General features: G+C 64.8%; 18 protein-coding genes and 1 pseudogene. 5 read left to right on the top strand and 14 right to left on the bottom strand.

What is annotated here, in order from left to right:
- The first annotated feature begins 55 nt into the window (after nt 1-55).
- Together FJ979_RS03795 and FJ979_RS03790 are read left to right on the top strand one after the other, a co-directional pair.
- Nucleotides 56-3,229 (top strand): efflux RND transporter permease subunit, encoded by a 3,174-nt coding sequence (locus FJ979_RS03795; protein ID WP_140580075.1) that lies wholly within the window; start codon nt 56-58, stop codon nt 3,227-3,229.
- A 96-nt stretch (nt 3,230-3,325) separates the two neighbouring features.
- On the top strand, nt 3,326-3,484 hold the full coding sequence (locus FJ979_RS03790) for a DUF3309 family protein (RefSeq protein ID WP_140493366.1): 159 nt from the start codon (nt 3,326-3,328) through the stop codon (nt 3,482-3,484).
- A gap of 56 nt (nt 3,485-3,540) precedes the next feature.
- Here the strand turns inward: FJ979_RS03790 and FJ979_RS03785 are convergent, their stop codons facing one another.
- A complete protein-coding gene (locus FJ979_RS03785) occupies nt 3,541-4,500 on the bottom strand; it encodes an SDR family oxidoreductase (protein ID WP_140580074.1) in 960 nt (319 codons plus the stop codon).
- Between the two features lie 68 nt (nt 4,501-4,568).
- Nucleotides 4,569-4,778 (bottom strand): DUF680 domain-containing protein, encoded by a 210-nt coding sequence (locus tag FJ979_RS03780; RefSeq protein ID WP_140580073.1) that lies wholly within the window; start codon nt 4,776-4,778, stop codon nt 4,569-4,571.
- Between the two features lie 116 nt (nt 4,779-4,894).
- Here FJ979_RS03780 and FJ979_RS03775 point away from each other — a divergent pair, with 116 nt between their 5' ends.
- Complete coding sequence (locus FJ979_RS03775; RefSeq protein ID WP_140580072.1) at nt 4,895-5,809, top strand: LysR family transcriptional regulator; 915 nt, start codon at nt 4,895-4,897, stop codon at nt 5,807-5,809.
- Here FJ979_RS03775 and FJ979_RS03770 read toward each other — a convergent pair.
- The 3 genes from FJ979_RS03770 to FJ979_RS03760 all read right to left on the bottom strand — a co-directional run bounded on the left by FJ979_RS03770 (nt 5,767) and on the right by FJ979_RS03760 (nt 8,192).
- Nucleotides 5,767-6,948: an MFS transporter gene (locus tag FJ979_RS03770; protein ID WP_140580071.1), complete on the bottom strand. Its 1,182-nt coding sequence runs from the start codon at nt 6,946-6,948 to the stop codon at nt 5,767-5,769. The genes FJ979_RS03775 and FJ979_RS03770 overlap by 43 nt on opposite strands.
- A 127-nt stretch (nt 6,949-7,075) precedes the next feature.
- Nucleotides 7,076-7,384: a DUF1244 domain-containing protein gene (locus tag FJ979_RS03765; protein WP_140493382.1), complete on the bottom strand. Its 309-nt coding sequence runs from the start codon at nt 7,382-7,384 to the stop codon at nt 7,076-7,078.
- Between the two features lie 10 nt (nt 7,385-7,394).
- On the bottom strand, nt 7,395-8,192 hold the full coding sequence (locus tag FJ979_RS03760) for an N-formylglutamate amidohydrolase (protein ID WP_140580070.1): 798 nt from the start codon (nt 8,190-8,192) through the stop codon (nt 7,395-7,397).
- Nucleotides 8,193-8,438: 246 nt separating this feature from the next.
- Between FJ979_RS03760 and FJ979_RS03755 the strand changes: the two genes are divergently transcribed.
- Both FJ979_RS03755 and pyk read left to right on the top strand, forming a co-directional pair.
- On the top strand, nt 8,439-8,927 hold the full coding sequence (locus FJ979_RS03755) for a DUF1036 domain-containing protein (RefSeq protein ID WP_140493388.1): 489 nt from the start codon (nt 8,439-8,441) through the stop codon (nt 8,925-8,927).
- Nucleotides 8,924-10,357, top strand: a complete 1,434-nt coding sequence (pyk, locus tag FJ979_RS03750) for a pyruvate kinase (RefSeq protein WP_140493391.1) — start codon at nt 8,924-8,926, stop codon at nt 10,355-10,357. Before FJ979_RS03755 ends, pyk begins: the two co-directional genes overlap by 4 nt.
- A gap of 15 nt (nt 10,358-10,372) precedes the next feature.
- On the opposite strand, the pseudogene FJ979_RS03745 reads toward pyk, so the two are convergent.
- The 9 genes and pseudogenes from FJ979_RS03745 to FJ979_RS03705 all read right to left on the bottom strand — a co-directional run bounded on the left by FJ979_RS03745 (nt 10,373) and on the right by FJ979_RS03705 (nt 17,925).
- A pseudogene (locus FJ979_RS03745) lies at nt 10,373-10,838 on the bottom strand (hypothetical protein).
- A gap of 52 nt (nt 10,839-10,890) precedes the next feature.
- Nucleotides 10,891-11,958 (bottom strand): alpha/beta hydrolase, encoded by a 1,068-nt coding sequence (locus tag FJ979_RS03740; RefSeq protein ID WP_140493394.1) that lies wholly within the window; start codon nt 11,956-11,958, stop codon nt 10,891-10,893.
- Between the two features lie 113 nt (nt 11,959-12,071).
- Entirely contained in the window at nt 12,072-12,710 is a 639-nt protein-coding gene (locus tag FJ979_RS03735; RefSeq protein WP_140562401.1) for a hypothetical protein, read from the bottom strand.
- A gap of 109 nt (nt 12,711-12,819) precedes the next feature.
- The gene (gene ykgO / locus FJ979_RS03730; protein WP_125004464.1) at nt 12,820-12,945 is read right to left on the bottom strand and encodes a type B 50S ribosomal protein L36; all 126 of its coding nucleotides are present in this window, start codon (nt 12,943-12,945) and stop codon (nt 12,820-12,822) included.
- Nucleotides 12,946-13,219: 274 nt separating this feature from the next.
- The gene (locus FJ979_RS03725) at nt 13,220-14,296 is read right to left on the bottom strand and encodes a 5-(carboxyamino)imidazole ribonucleotide synthase (protein ID WP_140500470.1); all 1,077 of its coding nucleotides are present in this window, start codon (nt 14,294-14,296) and stop codon (nt 13,220-13,222) included.
- Entirely contained in the window at nt 14,293-14,790 is a 498-nt protein-coding gene (gene purE / locus FJ979_RS03720) for a 5-(carboxyamino)imidazole ribonucleotide mutase (protein ID WP_140517590.1), read from the bottom strand. The genes FJ979_RS03725 and purE overlap by 4 nt, the downstream gene beginning before the upstream one ends.
- Nucleotides 14,791-14,884: 94 nt before the next feature.
- A complete protein-coding gene (locus FJ979_RS03715; protein ID WP_140517591.1) occupies nt 14,885-15,781 on the bottom strand; it encodes an anti-sigma factor in 897 nt (298 codons plus the stop codon).
- Nucleotides 15,778-16,317, bottom strand: coding sequence for a sigma-70 family RNA polymerase sigma factor (locus FJ979_RS03710; protein ID WP_140580069.1), 540 nt, complete (start codon nt 16,315-16,317; stop codon nt 15,778-15,780). The genes FJ979_RS03715 and FJ979_RS03710 overlap by 4 nt, the downstream gene beginning before the upstream one ends.
- A 402-nt stretch (nt 16,318-16,719) precedes the next feature.
- Nucleotides 16,720-17,925: an aminotransferase class V-fold PLP-dependent enzyme gene (locus FJ979_RS03705; protein WP_140517592.1), complete on the bottom strand. Its 1,206-nt coding sequence runs from the start codon at nt 17,923-17,925 to the stop codon at nt 16,720-16,722.

Genomic DNA, 17,925 nt, shown 5'->3' with positions numbered 1-17,925 from the left:
TCTCCGGCGCCTCCCGCCAGTTCGCCGCTTCCGAAGAAACAGCAGGCATCAAGTCATGGATATCGTCAGACTCGCAATCCACAACGCCCGCCTCACAATATCCGCCCTGCTGTTCCTGCTGGCGGCGGGCTGGGTCGCCTATCAGTCGACGCCCAAGGAAGCGGAACCCGACGTTCCGATCCCGATGATGTATATCAGCCTGATCTACCAGGGCATTTCGCCGGAGGATTCGGAACGCCTTCTCCTGCGGCCGATGGAAAGCAAGCTGAAGAGCCTGAAGGGCCTCAAGGAGATGCGCTCGGCCGCCTTCCAGGGCGGCGGCTACGTGCTTGTCGAGTTCCAGCCGCAAACCAATCTGGCCACGGCGCTCCAGGACACGCGCAGCAAGGTGCAGGACGCCAAGGCCGACCTGCCGCAGGCGGCCGAGGAGCCGACGGTCAACGAGGTCAACGTTTCCGAGTTTCCGGTCCTCGTCGTCACTCTGTCGGGCGACGTGCCGGAGCGCGTGCTGACGGCGGCTGCGCGCGAACTGCGCGACCGTATCGAAGAGGTACCGGGCGTGCTGGAAGGCTCGCTGCAGGGCGCGCGCGACGATCTGGTCGAAGTGGTCATCGATCCGGTGAAGCTGTCCTCCTACGGGCTGCAGCTCGACCAGCTGATGCAAGGCGTCGGCGCCTCCAACAGCCTGGTCGCCGCCGGCAATCTCGAAGGCTCGGAAGGCAAATACGCGGTCAAGGTGCCGTCGCTGATCGAGACGCCCGAGGACGTGGCCAACCTGCCGGTCGTCGCCACACCCAACGCCGTGGTGCAGGCCAAGGACATCGCCACCATACGCTCGACCTTCAAGGACGCCGAGACGGTCACTCGCCTCGACGGCAAGCCGGCCATCGCCATCGAGGTGAAGAAGCGCATCGGCGCCAACCTGATCGACACGCTGAACCATGTCAGGGAGGTGTCCGACACCTTCATCAAGACGATGCCCGAAGGCATGCATGTCACCTACACGCAGGACAAGTCGGTCTTCGTCAACCAGCTCTTGGGTGACCTCCAGAACCACGTCATGATCGCCGTGATCCTGGTGTTCATCGTCATTCTCTACGCGCTGTCGGGCCGCGCCTCGCTGCTCATCGGGCTGGCCATACCATCGTCCTTCCTGATCGGCATATTGCTGCTTGCCATGATGGGCTACACGATCAACATGATCGTGCTGTTCAGCCTCATCCTGGCTGTCGGCATGCTGGTCGACGACGCCATCATCGTCACCGAGTTCGCCGAGCGGCGCATGAGCGAAGGCATGCCGAAGGCGGATGCCTTCGCGCTCGCCGCCAAGCGCATGGCCGGCCCGGTCATCGCGGCGACGATGACGCGCATCGCCGCGTTCTCGCCGCTGCTGTTCTGGCCCGGCATCATCGGCGACTTCATGAAATACATGCCGATCACGCTGATCGTCACGCTGTCGGCCTCGATGCTCTATGCGCTGGTGTTCGCGCCGACGCTGGGCGCGATCTTCGCCAAGGCGCCGAAGCATCACGAGGACGACAACCGCGACGGCTGGTACATGGCCATCGTCAAGCAGGCGGTGCGCTTCCCGATCACCGTCCTGGTGCTCACCGTGGCGCTGCTGTTCGGCGTCGGCTACGCCTATTCGAAATACGGCGCCGGCGTCGAGTTCTTCCCCAGCGTCGAGCCGGACTACGGCCTGCTCTACGTGCATGCGCGCGGCAATCTTTCGCTGGCCGAGATGGATGCCGCCACCAGGACGGCGGAGAACAGGCTGCTCGGCTGGCCGGGCGTGAAATCGGTCTATACACGCGCCGGCAAGACTCAGGGCGGCGGCCAGGACATTCCCGAGGACGTCGTCGGCGTGATCCAGTACGAATTCGTCGACTGGCGCGAGCGCAAGTCCGCCAACCAGATCCTCAGCGACCTGCGCGGCGTCATGGCCGGCATTCCCGGCGTCGATGTCGAGGTGCGCGTGCCGGAGGCAGGTCCGCCGACCGGCAAGCCGATCCAGATCAGGCTTTCGGCCGCCGATCCCAAGGGGCTCGACGACAAGGCGCGCGCGGTGGCGGCGCGGATCGCCAAGGTGCCCAACGTCATCGACATTTCGGACGGCCTGCCGCCGCCCGGCGTCGACTGGGCGCTCGAGGTCGACCGCGCCAAGGCCGCCCAATACGGCATCAGCCCGACCTCGGTCGGCACCGTGGTGCAGCTGGTGACCAACGGCTTGAAGCTGTCGGAATACCGGCCGGCGGGCGCCGACGATGCCGTCGACATCCGCCTGCGCCTGCCGGAAGACCGGCGCACGCTGTCGACGCTCGACGAACTCAGGGTGCAGACGTCGCAAGGGTCGGTGCCGATCTCGAACTTCGTCGTGCGCAAGCCCGAGCCGACGGTCGGCATTCTCAACCGCATCGACGGCGCGCGCACCGTCGTCGTGCAGGCCAATGTCGCCGCCGGAGCGCAGGTCGCAGCTGTACAGGAGCAGGTGACCAAGGCGGTCTCGGACATGGATCTCGGCAGCGGCATCCGCTGGAAGCTCGCCGGTTCCAACGAGGACAGTGCGGAAGCGAGCGCCTTCCTCAGCAAGGCCTTCGGCGCGGCGATCTTCCTGATCTTCCTGGTGCTGCTGGCGCAGTTCAACAAGTTCACCAGCGTCTGGCTGGTGCTGTCCTGCGTGGTCATGGCGACGATCGGCGTGTTCCTGGGCCTGCTTCTGACAGGCGAAGCGTTCGGCATCGTCATGTCGGGCATCGGCGTCATCGCGCTGGCCGGCGTGGTGGTCAACAACAATATCGTGCTGATCGACACCTATGACCGGCTGCGCGAGGAGGGCTGGGACAAGATGGAAGCGGTGCTGCAGACCTGCCGTGAGCGTGCCCGCCCGGTGGTGCTGACGGCGGTTTCGGCTATCTTGGGCGTGCTGCCGATCGCCTTCGGTCTCGGCCTTGAAATCTTCCATCATGAGACGACGATCAACGCGCCGTCGACGCAATGGTGGATTTCGCTGTCCTCGGCGATCGTGTTCGGCCTGTCCTTCGCCACGGTGCTGACGCTGGTTGTGACGCCGTCGATGCTGATGGTGTTCACCCGCGCCAAGGTCAAGCCCGGCGCGCGGCGAGGGTGGTTCAGCCGGCTGTTGCGACGCGGCAAGGGAGAGATCTCGCAGGAGCCAGCAGCCGATGGCGACGCCGAGCCGGCAATCGCCTTCCCGAAGGCCGCCGAATAGAGCGGTTTCGCAAGCCCGACCAAAAGGCCGCCCGGGAACTACCGGGCGCCTTTTGCATTGTTCCCTCGGATTCAACCAGACGGCGAGGGCTCTAAAATGACGATCAGCACGATTCTCATCATCATCCTGATCCTAATCCTGATCGGCGCGGTGCCGGCATGGCCGCATTCGCGCTCCTGGGGTTACGGGCCGTCGGGCATCGTCGGCGTCGTCCTCGTCGTGGTGCTTATCCTGCTTCTGATGGGCCGGATCTGACCGGCAACGATTTGCGGCCGGGCCCGCCGTTCCCGTCTTTTCGGCACGCTCGGCAATCACGCTGCTTGGTGCCAGGCCGGCGCGACGGCGATACCGATATCCTGCAAGGCTTCGTGCACCGCCTGGTCCAGAGGGGTGTGCGGGATTTCACCGATGATCTCGTTCAGTCGCGCCGAGGCCAGCCGGTGCGCCTCGAAACGCAGATAAGACATCGAGACGATCTCGCGCCACATCGCCACGAACGGGCTGCCGGCGCGCAGCACCCACCAGGGCATGAAGCTTAGTTTAAGCTTGCGTCCGAGCGCCTTTTCGGCGGCCGTCTTGATCTCGATGTCGGTGACGGCATGGCCCGGAAAATTCAGCGCCTCGTAAGAGCCGAGCTTGTCGAGATTGCGCGCCAGTGCGACGAAACCGACAGCGAAATCCGGCAGATAGGCCCATTCATGCACCAGATCGGCCGGGCCGGGCGCGGTGTAGATGCCCTTGCTCATCTTGGCGGCGACGACGAGGTCGAACCAGGAGCCGTTGCCGGTGCCGCCGAAGAAATCGCCGGCGCGCAGAATGATCGTGCGCACCCGACCCGCCTCAGCTTCACGGCGGAACAGCTCCTCCATGGCGCAGCGGATCCGCCCTTTCTCGGTCGTCGGATGGAACGGCGTGTCTTCCGTGATCACCGCCGGCATCGGCGAGCCATAATTGTAGACGGTGCCGGGGAAGAGATGCAGCGTGCCGTTGGCTCGGCAGGCGGTCATGACATTCTCGGCCATCGGCAGGCACTTGCCCCAGTCGGTGTAGATCGGGTTCAGGCCGTTGAAAATGATGTCGACGCGCTGCGTCGCGCGGATCAGAGACTCGCGGTCCAGCGCATCGCCGGCGACGGCCGTCGCGCCTGCAAGCTCAGCCGGCACCTTGCCGGTGCGGGTGATGGCGCGGACATCATAGCCCGCATCGATGAAGGCCTTGGCGACCACGCGGCCGAGCCGGCCATTGGCGCCGAGGATTGCAATCTTGGTCATTCTTCGTCTCCTGTCTGCTGTGAAGCGACGGGACAAGCCCACCGCCTTGGGGATATCTCGGCGTCTGTTCAGCGGTTGCCGAAGAGGTCGCGGTTGCTGCCTGGGACGACCGGCTTCCGGATGATCGCATTCGACTTCTCGATCGATGTGGTGATCGTCTTGTCTTTACTGGTGACAGGCGTCTGGCTGGCATTGTTCGAGCCGAACTTGTCGCTGCTTGCGAAAGCGGCGTTGGCGGCGATGAGGAGGGCAGCGGCGGTGAGTGCAATCCTGGTCATTTGGGTTACTCCTGATTGGCTTGTTGCAGGGCGTATCGATGTTTGCAGGCCGAATATGATTGCCTCACCAATGAATTGAAATTGACCATGTGTGCGGTTCTGATATTCAGTTGTGAATGGCCGATATCGACTGGAACCTGATCAAGAGCTTCGTCACGGTCGCTGAGACCGGCAGCCTGTCGGCCGCGGCGAGAAAGCTATCGGCTAGCCAGCCGACGCTTGGCCGCCACATCTCGGAACTAGAACAAGCGCTCGGCGTCATCCTGTTCCGGCGCGGGCGAAGCGGCTACGCGCTGACCGAAGCCGGGGCCACTCTGTTCGAGCGCGGCAAGGCGGTGAGCGAGCAGGCGAGCGCTTTTTCACGGCTGGCGCTGGGTTCGGTCGAGGCTATCGAAGGCACTGTGCGCATCGCCGCCAGCGAGGTGGTGGCGGCCTATGTGCTGCCGGACATGACGGCGCGGCTCGGCATCGAGGAGCCTGGCATCGAGGTCGAGATCGTCGCTTCAAACCAGGTCGAGAACCTGCTGCGCCGGGATGCCGACATCGCCATCCGCATGGTCAAGCCGACACAGAACGAGTTGGTGGCGCGCAAGGTCTGCGATATCGCGCTCTGCGCCTGTGCTTCCCTAGCCTATCTCGACCGGTGCGGCCGCCCGCGCGAGCCGGCCGACCTGCTCGACCACGCGCTGATCGGCTTCGACCGGAGCGACGAGATGATCCGAGGCTTTACGCATTTCGGCATACCGGTCACCCGGAACAGTTTTCGCTTCCGGGCCGACAACCAAATCGTGCTTTGGGAGGCGGTGCGGGCGGGAAACGGCATCGGCCTCGGCCAGGAGCCGCTGGCCGAGCGGGACCCCCTGGTGGAGAAGGTGCTAATGGGTCTGCCGCTGCCCAGCTTGCCGGTGTGGCTGGCCATGCATCGCGACGTGCGCACCAGCGTGCGCATCCGACGCGTGGTGGATTTCCTTAACGAGGAACTGAAACGCTATTCTGCCGGCGCCGCGTCGGGAGCGAATTCGGCGCGGTGAGCCAATCCGGCCATCAGCAGGACGACGATCAGCAGGCCCGACATGGCGACGAAGATCGGGCCGAAGCTGGAATGCTCGGCGACAAAGCCGATCGCGGAGGGCGCCACGAGGATGCCGGAATAGCCCATGGTGGTGACGACGCTCATGCCGGTGCCCGATGACATGCCTTCCTGGTTGCCGCCGGCCGAAAAGATGATCGGCACCATATTGGCGATGCCGAAGCCGCACAGAGCGAAGGCGGAGATGGCAAGCCAGGGTGAGGGCGACAGGCCTGCGATCAGCATGCCGGCGGCAGCGATGATCGCCGAACCGCGCAACGTCGTCACGGCCCCGAAACGATTGCGCACGCCGTCGCCGAAGAAACGCATGATCGCCATGACACCGGAAAAGGCGGCGTAGGCGAGACCGGCAATGGCGAGATCGGCGCCGAGTTCCTGCCTGAGATAAAGCGCTGCCCAGTCGAGTACGGCGCCTTCGGAGACCATCGTCAGCAGTGCCATCAGGCCCACGAGGTAGACCAGCGGGTTTCCCGGCAAGGTGAATTTATGATGCTCCGCAGCCTGCGGCCTGCCCTCGGCGACGATATAGGGCACCGCCGCCGCGATCGCCGCTAAGGCAAGCGCCGTCACCACCGCGGCGTGGGCGAGGTGGCCGTAATTCTGGATGGCAAAGCCGCCAAGGGCACCGCCGGCGAAACCGCCGAGGCTCCAGAAGCCATGCGAGGAGGACATGATCGCGCGCGACAGCCGCCGCTCGACCACCACCGCATTGGCGTTCATGGCGACATCCATGCCGCCGATGGAGCCGCCAAAGATGAACATGGCGACGGCAGCCAGCGGCACGTTGGGCGCCAGCGCCACGACCAGCAGGCCGAGGCTGCCGCAGAGGCCAAACCAGCGCAGCACGGTGCGCGAGCCGTGTTTCGAAATCAGGTGACCGCACCAGGTCATGGCGGTGACGGCGCCGGCGCCGAACAGCAGGATCAAAAGCCCCAGAGTGAACTTGGAAATGTCCAGGCGGGTCAGGAACACCGGGATCTGCGGCGCCCAGCTGCCGGTCAGGAAGCCGTTGGCGAGGAAGATGGCCGCCACGGCCCAGCGGCCGCGAATGGCGGTCTGCATTGCATTCGACGCGTTCATAGGCGAATCCGGTCAGAAAGTGCTTTGCGCGGCAAATTAGATCGATTCAATTTTCAGTCAAGCGCTGCGCTCGGGAAGCATTTGGGCCAAACGAACGCCTAGGGTAATCGAGGACGTGAGAGACCACCTAGTGGTCTCTGGGTCGCCTGGCCTCGAATTCGGCCTTCTTGGCGTCGGAGGTTTCGGTCTGGTGCAGCGCCTGCCATTGCGCGTAAGGCATGCCGTAGACGATCTCGCGCGACTGGTCCTTGCTGAGATCGACGCCTTCGGCTTCCGCGGCCTCGCGATACCAGTTCGACAGGCAGTTGCGGCAGAAGCCGGCGAGGTTCATCAAATCGATGTTCTGCACGTCGCCACGCTCACGCAGATGCGCCACCAGCCGGCGAAAGGCGGCGGCCTCGAAGTCGCGTTTCTGTTCGTCGCTGAGTTCGGTCATCGAAACCTCCTCACAACGGCCCGGTGCGCGAGCCGAACATCTTCACTTGGTGTATATCGGGACGGCGCTCGATCGCGTCAACGATCGGCGCCAGACGCTCAGCCCACGAAAGCGCATCCCCGCCGGTCGCGATCAGGTCCTGGCGGATTTCGATCAGCGCGTGGGCATAGCCGTTGACGATGGCGTGCCTGAACATGGTGTCGCCCCGCAGCGCGCCGTCATAGGGCTCGTTGTCGCCGACAACGAGGTTTTTGTCAGCGGCCAACATGTCGATCAGCGGCCGCGCCACGCGGTCGTCGCGGTCCCACAGCACGCCGACATGCCACGGCCGCTGCCTGCCCTGCATGACCGGCGTGAAGGAATGCACGGAGAAGATGAAGGGTGCCTTGCCGGAAGCCTGCGCGACCGAGGCGATCATGGCGCCGACGGCGTCGTGATAGGGCCGGTAGAAGCGGTCAAGCCGCCTTTCGCGCTCCTCCGGGGCGAGGGGATAGTTTCCCGTCACGACCGTGCCGTCATAGAGCTGACGGATCAGCGTCGGATCATCCTCGCCGCGATTGGGATCGATCAGCAGCCGCGAAAAATTGGCGAGCACCGCTGGCACGTCGAGCAACGCAGCGAGTTCGCGCGTCACCGCCTCGACGCCGATGTCATAGGCGATGTGGCGGTCGAACGCCGCCGCCGGCAGGCCAAGGCTGCCATAGTCTTCAGGCAGGTCGCGGCGGGCATGGTCGGCCAACAGCACCATGCCCCGCTTGCGGTCGCCCTCGACGACATCGAAAGGCGCGAAAACTGTGGATCGGGTCATTGGCGGGAAATGGTCTGTTCGCTGGCTTCCGGGGAGGATGCTATCGTCTTTCCACGAAGACGACGCGGGCGCAATGCCGTTGTTTGGCCAAGGTTTCCGCTGAAATCTGGCAAGGGGCGACGGATCGCGCGCCGGGAGCCTTCTTAAATCGATTGGAATTGGACAAAACGGCGCGTTGACATGCGCCCGGACTTTTCCGAAAAGGGGCGCAGAGAGATGCTGATGTGGTTCTTGAGGGGTTTCAGGATGAGTTCCGCCGGCGGGCGGCGCGTGCGCTTCGCCTTCGCCATGCCGCTCCTGACGCTCGCCGTGGGTTTGTCCGCGATGGTTGCGGCCTCGCCCGCCCGCGCTGATTTCCGCGTCTGCAACGCGACGCAAAACCTGGTCGGCGTCGGCATCGGCTATCGTGCCAAGGCCGGCTGGATCACCGAGGGCTGGTGGCACATCGAAGGATCGAGCTGCAAGACGCTGATCGAAGGGCCGCTGTCATCAAGGTTTTACTATCTTTATGCAGAAGACGCCGAACGCGGCGGACGCTGGGACGGCCCGATCAACATGTGCGTGGCTGAAAAAGAGTTCAAGATCGCCGGCGTCACCGATTGCGTCGCCCGGGGCTTCCAGCGCGCCGGATTCCAGGAATACGACACGGGCGAGCAGGCAAGCTGGATGGTCCAGCTAACCGACGACCCCGCAACGGGAGGCGCGCCAGCCGCCCCGGGAACAAACAGTCAATGAGACGCAGCCGCAAGGTCAAGATCCTAGCCACCATCGGTCCGGCCTCCTCTTCCGAGGAAATGCTGAAGAAGCTGTTCGAAGCGGGCGCCGATGTGTTCCGTATCAACATGAGCCATACCGATCACGAGTTGATGCGCACGCTCGTCGGACGCATCCGCGCCGTCGAGGAGACGGTCGGAAGGCCGATCGGCATCCTTGCCGACCTGCAAGGACCCAAGCTGCGCGTCGGCAAGTTCGCCAACGGCAAGGAGGTGCTGACCGTCGGCCAGACCTTCACGCTCGACGACAATCCCGAGCCCGGCACCGCGGCCAGGGTCTATCTGCCGCATCCCGAAATCCTGAGTTCGGTCGAGGCCGGTCACCGGCTGCTGATCGACGACGGAAAGCTGGAGCTGAAAGCGGTGAAGGCCAATGGCAAGGCGATCGTCTGCACCGTCGTTGCCGGCACCACGATTTCCGACAGAAAGGGCGTCAGCCTGCCCGATACCGACCTGCCGGTCGGCGCGCTGACCGAGAAGGACCGCAGGGATCTCGACGCGGTGCTCGCCACCGGCGTCGACTGGATAGCGCTGTCCTTCGTGCAGCGGCCGGAGGACCTGGCCGAAGCGCGCAAGATCGCACGCGGCCGGGCGCTGATCATGGCCAAGATCGAGAAGCCGCAGGCGGTTGCCCGTCTGGCCGAAATCATTGAACTCTCAGACGCGCTGATGGTCGCGCGCGGCGATCTCGGCGTCGAGATGCCGCTGGAAGCCGTGCCCGGGATCCAGAAGCAGATCACGCGCGCAGCGCGCCGCGCCGGCAAGCCGGTGGTGGTCGCCACGCAGATGCTGGAATCGATGATCACCGCGCCCGTGCCGACCCGCGCGGAAGTCTCCGACGTTTCGATCGCCGTCTTCGAAGGCGCCGACGCCATCATGCTTTCGGCCGAATCGGCCGCGGGCGCCTATCCGGTGGAAGCGGTGGCGATGATGAACCGCATCGCCACCAAGGTGGAAACCGATCCGACCTATGCAGGCATCATCAACGCCCAGCGTTCCGAGCCTGAAGCAACCGGCGCCGATGCGATCTCGCTGGCGGCCCGCGAAATCGCCGAGACGCTGAAACTGTCGGCGATCATCACCTACACGGCTTCCGGCACCACGGGCCTGCGCGCCGCGCGCGAGCGCCCGCAGGTGCCGATCGTGGCCCTGTCGCCGATCGTCAACACGGCGCGGCGGCTGTCGCTGCTGTGGGGCACGCACTGCGTCGTCTCCCCCGATGCCACCGATCTCGACGACATGGTCGATCGCGCCTGCCGCATCGCGCTTGAAGAGGAATTCGGCAAGCCCGGCGACCGCGTCATCATCACCGCCGGCGTGCCGCTAAGGACGCCCGGTTCGACCAATATGCTGCGCATCGCCTATGTCGGTTCGGACTTGGGCACCCGATAAGCCCGCCCCAGGGCTTCACCGCGTTGCGATCTTGAGAGCTCTTGTTGCCGCTGCGGCGTGGTCAATGCGCTGAAGGAAGCGACGCGCGCGGGGTATGGGATCTTGCAGGTATTGATCCGGTCCCCGCATCTTTCGCCGATTAAGTTCGGCAGTGTCGAGCAGATCGAAATCGACCTTTTCCAGCGTGCAGTGCCAGTCGGCGCTATGCGAAGCCCATCCTCGTTTGTGGTGTTCCAGAAGCCGTTCGCGGCTGGAATAGCCATGGTAGTCGAAGGCGATCACGCCGTTGGTCACATAGATATGGTTTCCGGGAATCGTTCCCGCTTGGAATGATCCGCTCGCCGTAAAATCCGTCCAGGGGAGGATAGCTGAGAAAGACGCCCGCAAGGATGGGGCAGGCGCCGTAACCGAAGAAGATGCGGTCCGGCAGCGCCCAGAATTTTTCGGGATTTTTCTTTATGCCGTGTTTGAGGACGTACATGCCGCTCTGGCCCCGATACCCTTTTTCGACGACCATTTTCGGAAGACGCACATCAGGTCGGCGCCAACTCCGCTTCGGGTTCCTTGAGGTCGGCGCATTTGCCGACGCCATAGGCATCGCCGGCGATCCGCGCTTCCACCGCCCTTGCCATCGCCTCCAGATCCACACTCCTGCCGGCGGCCTTCTCGATGGCGCCAACGACCAGATCAGACGCGATCCAGTCCGGCTTGTGGCCGAGATTGCGCACCCAGACCAGTTCGGCGCTGGCAATGTTGCGCTCGAGGCCGACCGAATGGATATGGGCGTAGACGACCTTGTCTCGATCGCCCGAGATGACCACGGTCGGCGCCTTGATCTCGGCGTAGCGCGGCGCGGCCCCAAGCGCATAGCGGTAGAGGCCGGCGACATCGCTGGCATTTGCGCGGAAGGCCGACGGTCTCAGCACCAGCGGGATCGAGGCCTCGGCGACATAATTGTCCGGCACTTTGTTGGGCGAGAAGACGCAGGTCGTAGCGTCGGCGATCCGCAGCATTCCTGCCGGATAGCTCAGCGTTTCGGAGAACAGCCGGCCGATCACCGGAATGGTGGTCAGGTCGTAGTACCAGGCGGTTGCGCCGCCGGGCCACGGATGGGTTGCCGGTGCCAGGAATACCAGTCCGAGCGTCTTGTCGGCATGCTCGCGGCCGAAGGCGGTCGTCACCGCGCCACCGAAGGAATGGCCGACGATGATAGCCTGCTTCATGCCGAGATGGTCCATCAGCGCGGCGACGGTGTCGGCCTGCGACCACGGATCCTTGTTGTTGCCGGGCCCGCGTCCCGACCAACCGAATCCCGGCCGGTCGAAGAACAGCAATTCGGCGCGCCCTTCGAGCAACGGCCTGAGCGGCAGCATCTGATCCCTGAGATTGGCGCTGGCGCCGTGGATGAAGACAACAGGCGGCAGGTCGGCCTTGGCGTGGCCAGGAACGTGGACATAATGGATGCGCGCGCCATCGATGTCGATGAATTCGCCGACGGCCGGGTTGCGGCGCTCGATCAGCCAGGAGCCGACGCGGGTGATGCCGACAAGGCCAAAGACGAGCGCCAGAAGGAAGGCGAAGACGGCATAGAGCAGGTTCATGTGGGATATACGAGAGGGAGTAGGGGAGTAGGGGAGTAGGGGAGTAGGGCAAGTATTTCCGGGCGATCTCTTTCCTACTGCCTTACTGCCTTATTCCCCTACTGCCTTAAATATCAAATGCCTTCGCCGGCGAGTTCTTCCGAAAGCGTACCGACTTGATCCTGGGCGCTGCGCAGCATCGGATAGATGGCAAGGACCTTCTGCCAAGCCTCGAGCGCCGATTGCTTGCGTCCGGTCACGGTCATGATCTGTGCCAGGCCCGACAGCGCGCCGAAATGGCGTGGTTCGAGTTGCAACGTATGGTCGATGTCGGACATCGACTTGCCGTAGTTCTTCATCATGAAATGCACCGTGGCGCGCCGGTTCCAGCCCTCGGCATAGGCCGGCTGCAAGGTGACCACCTGGTCGAGGAAATCGAGCGCTACGTCGAATTTCTGGTTCTCGAGCGCCTTCTGCGACCATTGCATCATCAGGTCGATCGAGGCGCTGCCCGACTGGGACCATTCGCTCCAGATGATGCCGGCGATACGCTCTGCCGCCTTTTCGTTGCGCTCGCGCTTGAGATCGGCAAACAGCTTGTCGAGGCGGGCTTCCCTGTTCATTGCGGGAGGCGCGGCTTGCGGCACTGGCTGGGCATCCGGAGGCGCCGGCTCCGGGGCCGCTTGCATGACCGCCCGATCATCGGCCCGCGCCGGCAACGAGATGGCGCTGCAAAAGAGAAGGACCGTCAAAAATGCAAAAAGAATCCGCATCGCCCGAATCTAGTCCCGGGCGGCGGAACGTCAAACTGATTTTAGCGTGAACGGCCGGCGGACCGACGACAAACACCAACTGCGGAGGCAAAAAGCCTCGCGACGAAGCTCAGCCCTGGCGCGCCTTATAGCGGGGGGCGGTCTTGTTGATGATGTAGACGCGGCCCTTGCGGCGAACCAGACGGTTGTCGCGATGACGCGCCTTCAGCGCCTTGAGCGAATTCTTGATCTTCATGGTCTTGCCTGTCGGTGTGGACCCGGTCCGGGTCGAAATTTTAAGGCGCGCCAGAAGACGCGCCTTTGAACTGTGGGTGGCTCATAAACGAGGAGCCTTGTCCGTGTCAACCGCAAGCATGCCCGGTAGCGGAGATGAATGCCCGGTGTCGTCAAATATCCGCAATCGGCCAATGGCTCGGCACCGGCTGGTATGATGTGGTGGTCGCCACGTGACTTGAGAACGCCATGCGCCGAGTTTTCCTGCCCGGTAGCTCGCGGCGTCGAGATTGCTGTCAGGCGCGGCGGCTGATCCGGGTGAAATGGCCCATCTTGCGGCCGGGCCGCGCTGCGGCCTTGCCGTAGAGATGCAGCATCAGGTCGGGCTCCGCCAGCAATTCCGGAACGCGCGAGATATTGTCGCCGATCAGGTTCTCCATCACGCAGTCGGAATGGTGTCGCGGGTCGCCGAGCGGCAGGCCGGCCACGGCGCGGATATGCTGCTCGAACTGCGAAACGGTGCAGGCGGCTTCCGTCCAGTGGCCTGAATTGTGGACGCGCGGCGCGATCTCGTTGGCCAGCAGCGAGCCATCGGCCAGCACGAAGAACTCGACGCCGATGACGCCGACATAGTCGAGCGCCGACAGGATCTTCACCGCCGCTGTCCGGGCCGCCTCGGCTGTCCGGGGCGCGATCGCGGCCGGCACGGTCGATGTGTGGAGAATGCCGTTGCGGTGGACGTTCTCGGCCGGATCGTAGGCGGCGACGACGCCATCGATGCCGCGCGCGGCGATGACGGAGACTTCGCGCTCAAAGGAAACGAAGGCCTCGAGGACCAGCGGCACGCTGCCCATGGCCTCGCAGGTGCCGGCGAAGCCGCCGGCTTGCATGTCACGGAAGACGCGCTGGCCCTTGCCGTCATAGCCCATGCGCCGCGTCTTCAATATGCCGCTGCCGCCAAAGGATTTCAGCGCTGCGGTCAGCTCGCCGTCATTGTCGACCGCGCGGAAATCCGCCGTGGCAATGCCGATGCCGTTGAGAAATGTCTTTTCGGTCACCCGGTCCTGCGCCACATCAAGCGCGCGCGCAGGCGGATAGACCGGCACCTTTGCGGCGAGCGCCTCGGCGGCGGCAACCGGAACGTTCTCGAATTCATAGGTGACGACGGCACTTGCCTCGGCCAATTCGGCAAGCGCGGCGGGGTCATCGTAGGCGGCCGTGACCTGACGGTTGGCGACCTGTGCCGCGGGGCAATCCGGCTGCGGCTCCAGCACCACGGTGCGGTAGCCGAGGCGAGCGGCCGCCATTGCCAGCATGCGGCCGAGCTGGCCGCCGCCGATGATGCCGATGGTCGATCCGGCGGGCAGGCTCATTGCGTGTCCGTGGGTTCGGCCGCGACCTTGGCGGTCTGCGAGGCGCGCCAGGCATCGAGCCGCCCGGCAAGCTTGTCGTCGTTGAGCGCCAGCACGGCGGCGGCCAACAGAGCCGCATTGGCCGCACCAGCCTTGCCGATGGCCAGCGTTCCCACCGGAATGCCGGCCGGCATCTGGACGATGGACAGCAGCGAATCCTGTCCCGACAGGGCCTTGGATTCCACCGGCACGCCGAACACCGGCAGCGGTGTCATCGCCGCCGTCATGCCGGGCAGGTGCGCCGCACCGCCGGCACCGGCGATGATGACCTTGTAGCCGGCGGCCTTGGCGCCCTTGGCGAAGGCGTAGAGCCGGTCGGGAGTGCGGTGCGCCGAGACGATCAGCCGTTTGTGCGGGATGCCAAGCGCCTCCAGTGTCTCGGCGGCATGGCGCATGGTCGCCCAGTCGGACTGGCTGCCCATGATAATGGCGACGTCGGCGCGTTGATCGTCCAAGCTTCTGCTCCCGGCGACAAAGGCGCGCCTTAGCGGAATTCGGCGGCGGCGGCAAGGATGCGGGGCATTGCCGGGGTCCGGCCGGGAAATCGGCCTATGCTGCAGCCTTGCGGAAGCGGGCAACGAAATCGTCGAGTTCGGGCCGCTCCATGTCGGAGATCGCCCAGTAGGAGAAGGCGCCGTCGCTCCACTGCACCAGCGAAAAGCCGCCCGAGGAAAGATCGTCAGGCTCGCTGACCTTGCCGCCCTGCTGCGGTTCGGCGACCAGCGTGATCAGATGCTCGCGGTGGCGGTAGACAAGTGCCGGCACCGGGCGGCCGGAAATCACCTCGACCCGGCCGCCGATCAGCGCAAAACCGTCCTTGGCAAGATCCGGTGCCGGCGGCGACACGCCGATCCGGGCGTCGAGCCAGGGCTTTACCGTGTGGCGGTCCGACGAGACGATATCGATCGGGCTGGCGGCAAGCAGGCTGCGGCGATGGCCGCTGGCGACCGCCGCGGCGAAGCTGTCGGACGCGCCGTTGACCATCACCCATTGCGTTGCCCCGCTGGCCAGCACCGCGCTGATCATGATCGAGGCGGCAAGAGCGCGCCAGTCGAACGAACCGAAGCGGCGCGCTCGACTTGGCGACAGCCGCGTATCGGCGTTTCGCCTCTGGCCTCTCCCGCCCGGGGCAAGCACCCCCGGGAGCGCCGGCCGGCCCTGCTGCGGCTTGGCCGTTTCGCCTGACTCCGGCTGCGCGGTGGCCGCAGTGCCAATGGCCGCGATGCGCGCGCGAAAGGCGTCGCCGACATCTGGGCGCGGCAGGCGGCTGACCGCGCCCCGCAAGGCCACGATGCGGGCATGCTCCGAGGCAAGCCGCGGATCGGCCGCAATGCGCCGCTCCACCGCAAGCGCGGCCGCTGCATCAAGTTCGCCATCGACGAGGGCGTGGATCATCAGCCTGATGCCTTCCGGATCATTGGGCAGTCCATCGTCATGCATGGTCATGGCGCTCTCCCCAGGTCAGACATAAGCAGGCTCCGCGCGCGAGCCAGCCTGGACATCACCGTGCCCATCGGCACGCCGAGCATGGCCGCTATCTCGCGATAGCTGAGGCCGCTGATGTCGCGCAGCACAAGCGTCTCGCGAAACGGCTGCGGCAGGGCTGCTATCGCCGTTTCAAGCGCCACCGTGTCGGCCTTGGCGATCAGGCTTGCCTCCGGACCATATTCGTCCGGCACGCTGATGCCGTGTGCCGCCGCCATCTCGTCGAGATCGCCGAGATCACCGACGGCCAACATGCCGCGCGGCCGGTTGCGCGACATCCAGGTATAGGCGGTGTTGCGCACGATGGTCAGCAGCCAGGCGCGGGCATTGCCGCCGGCATAGCCTGATATGCCCGCATGCGCCTTTATGCAGGCGTCCTGCACGACGTCCTCGGCATCGGCGTCATTGCCGGTCAACCAGCGGGCAAGCGCCAGCGCGTCACCGAGATGAGGCAGCACCACCTCGCTGAAGCGCTCGGCTCCGGCCTTCTCGCTCAAAGCAGCACCATCCGATACTCCACGAGGAACAGGCCGTGCGCTTTCAAGCAATACCGGCGGTCTCGCCCCGCCCGTGCGGGCGAAACCCTCGGCAACAGGCAAAGCCGCCTGCCGTGGCGAAAGTGAATTCATCTGCGTCACCAGTGTCAAGCGCAATGGGAAAGCCGTGCATCATGGGAGAGAGGCCGGTTGAGGTCATGCGCTCCAGCACATGGCGGCCGACGCCGCGGCCATGTTCGCTGTCGTGTTCATGATGACGGACATGCGGATCTCCTCAACGCCTGTAGCGGCCTATGTCGAGGAGACCCGTTGCGGCCGAGATTTATTCCCGCCGCGTACGCATCCGGCTGTTCACGGTTACGTGATCAGCCGGTGCTTTGGGTTCGTTGGTCCGCTTGGCGCTCAATCCGGCCAGCGCAAGGCGCCGGAAGAGTCCTTGCGAGCAATCTTCATGGCGTCGGCGGGCCGGTCCTTCGCGGTTAACAGGGCGCGCAGCCGTTCGGCGACGCTCTCCGCCTCTCCGGGATGAAGATTGCAGGGGTCGAGGAAGAAATGGCCGCGTTCGACCTCGTGATTGCGCACGATGATGGGCGGCGATCCACCGGCAAGCGCCGAGGCTAGGCCGGCAGCGGTGAAGCGGCTTTCCGGCAGCACGAAGACCTGCAGGCGGTCGAGCGGGTTGGAGGTCGGGTCGGGAATGATCTCCGCGCCAATGCCCGGGATACCCTGCAGAGCATCCTTCCAAAGGTTGAGGGCGGCCTCTTCGCGCCGGCGGATGCCGGCGTGGTCGCGCTTCTCCCAGGCTTCGAGCGCTGCCATGGTGCCGGCGATACTTTCCTTCCCGACCTTCATGGCGCGGGCGACGCCGCGGTTCTGCAGATAGGCGGCGCGCACCAGATCCTTGCGTCCGGTGACGATGCCGCTGGTCGGGCCGCTCAGGAATTTGTGGCCGCTGTAGATGACGATGTCGGCACCGCGCGCCAGGAAGCCGCGCAGGTCATATTCGGAAGCCGCGTCGACGATCACCGGCACGCCCCTGGCGTGGCAGATTTCACAGAACTCCTCCAGCGACAGCATGCCGTATTGTACGGTGTGATGCGCGACGACATAGAGCCCTGCCGCCGTGCGGTCGTTGATCGCGTCGCGCACATGATAGTCCTGCGTGACGCTGACCGTGCCGGCGGGCACCACCTTGGCGCCGGCAACGCGGACCGACTGGTCGATCGGGGCACCGTAGTTGACGATGTGGCCAAGCTGGATGATCACCTCCGACTTGAGGTCGCCGGTGTCGTCCGGCAGGCGTTCGATGGCGAGCAGGTTGGTTTCCGTCATCGCGCCGGCGATCGCCATGGTGATGCCGCTGGCACAGCAGGCGGTGATGAAGCCGGCCTCGCCACCGGTGAGGCGCGCGACGACGGCGCTTGCGGCGCGCTGCAGATCGTCCATTTCCACCCATTGCGATGCCATTTCAGACATGGCGCTGATCGCTTCAGGCACGATGATCGACGCGCCGAGCGCCGTCATCGTGCCGGAGACGTTGATGATCGGGCGAAGGCCGAGCCGTTCGCGGATCGTGGTGTTGGAGCCGGTGTCTGAATATGTTTTCAT

It is taken from the genome of Mesorhizobium sp. B1-1-6 (assembly GCF_006443035.1).
Classification (GTDB): domain Bacteria; phylum Pseudomonadota; class Alphaproteobacteria; order Rhizobiales; family Rhizobiaceae; genus Mesorhizobium.
Note: the sequence above shows the minus strand (reverse complement) of the source record. Positions and strands in the feature narration are given on the sequence as shown.

Bases quoted from the DNA above. Each gene is read 5' to 3' on its own strand.
- FJ979_RS03795 (WP_140580075.1), top strand. From the start codon at position 56: ATGGATATCGTCAGACTCGCAATCCACAACGCCCGCCTCACAATATCC.
- FJ979_RS03790 (WP_140493366.1), top strand. From the start codon at position 3,326: ATGACGATCAGCACGATTCTCATCATCATCCTGATCCTAATCCTGATC.
- FJ979_RS03785 (WP_140580074.1), bottom strand. From the start codon at position 4,500: ATGACCAAGATTGCAATCCTCGGCGCCAATGGCCGGCTCGGCCGCGTG.
- FJ979_RS03780 (WP_140580073.1), bottom strand. From the start codon at position 4,778: ATGACCAGGATTGCACTCACCGCCGCTGCCCTCCTCATCGCCGCCAAC.
- FJ979_RS03775 (WP_140580072.1), top strand. From the start codon at position 4,895: ATGGCCGATATCGACTGGAACCTGATCAAGAGCTTCGTCACGGTCGCT.
- FJ979_RS03770 (WP_140580071.1), bottom strand. From the start codon at position 6,948: ATGAACGCGTCGAATGCAATGCAGACCGCCATTCGCGGCCGCTGGGCC.
- FJ979_RS03765 (WP_140493382.1), bottom strand. From the start codon at position 7,384: ATGACCGAACTCAGCGACGAACAGAAACGCGACTTCGAGGCCGCCGCC.
- FJ979_RS03760 (WP_140580070.1), bottom strand. From the start codon at position 8,192: ATGACCCGATCCACAGTTTTCGCGCCTTTCGATGTCGTCGAGGGCGAC.
- FJ979_RS03755 (WP_140493388.1), top strand. From the start codon at position 8,439: ATGAGTTCCGCCGGCGGGCGGCGCGTGCGCTTCGCCTTCGCCATGCCG.
- pyk (WP_140493391.1), top strand. From the start codon at position 8,924: ATGAGACGCAGCCGCAAGGTCAAGATCCTAGCCACCATCGGTCCGGCC.
- FJ979_RS03740 (WP_140493394.1), bottom strand. From the start codon at position 11,958: ATGAACCTGCTCTATGCCGTCTTCGCCTTCCTTCTGGCGCTCGTCTTT.
- FJ979_RS03735 (WP_140562401.1), bottom strand. From the start codon at position 12,710: ATGCGGATTCTTTTTGCATTTTTGACGGTCCTTCTCTTTTGCAGCGCC.
- ykgO (WP_125004464.1), bottom strand. From the start codon at position 12,945: ATGAAGATCAAGAATTCGCTCAAGGCGCTGAAGGCGCGTCATCGCGAC.
- FJ979_RS03725 (WP_140500470.1), bottom strand. From the start codon at position 14,296: ATGAGCCTGCCCGCCGGATCGACCATCGGCATCATCGGCGGCGGCCAG.
- FJ979_RS03715 (WP_140517591.1), bottom strand. From the start codon at position 15,781: ATGACCATGCATGACGATGGACTGCCCAATGATCCGGAAGGCATCAGG.
- FJ979_RS03705 (WP_140517592.1), bottom strand. From the start codon at position 17,925: ATGAAAACATATTCAGACACCGGCTCCAACACCACGATCCGCGAACGG.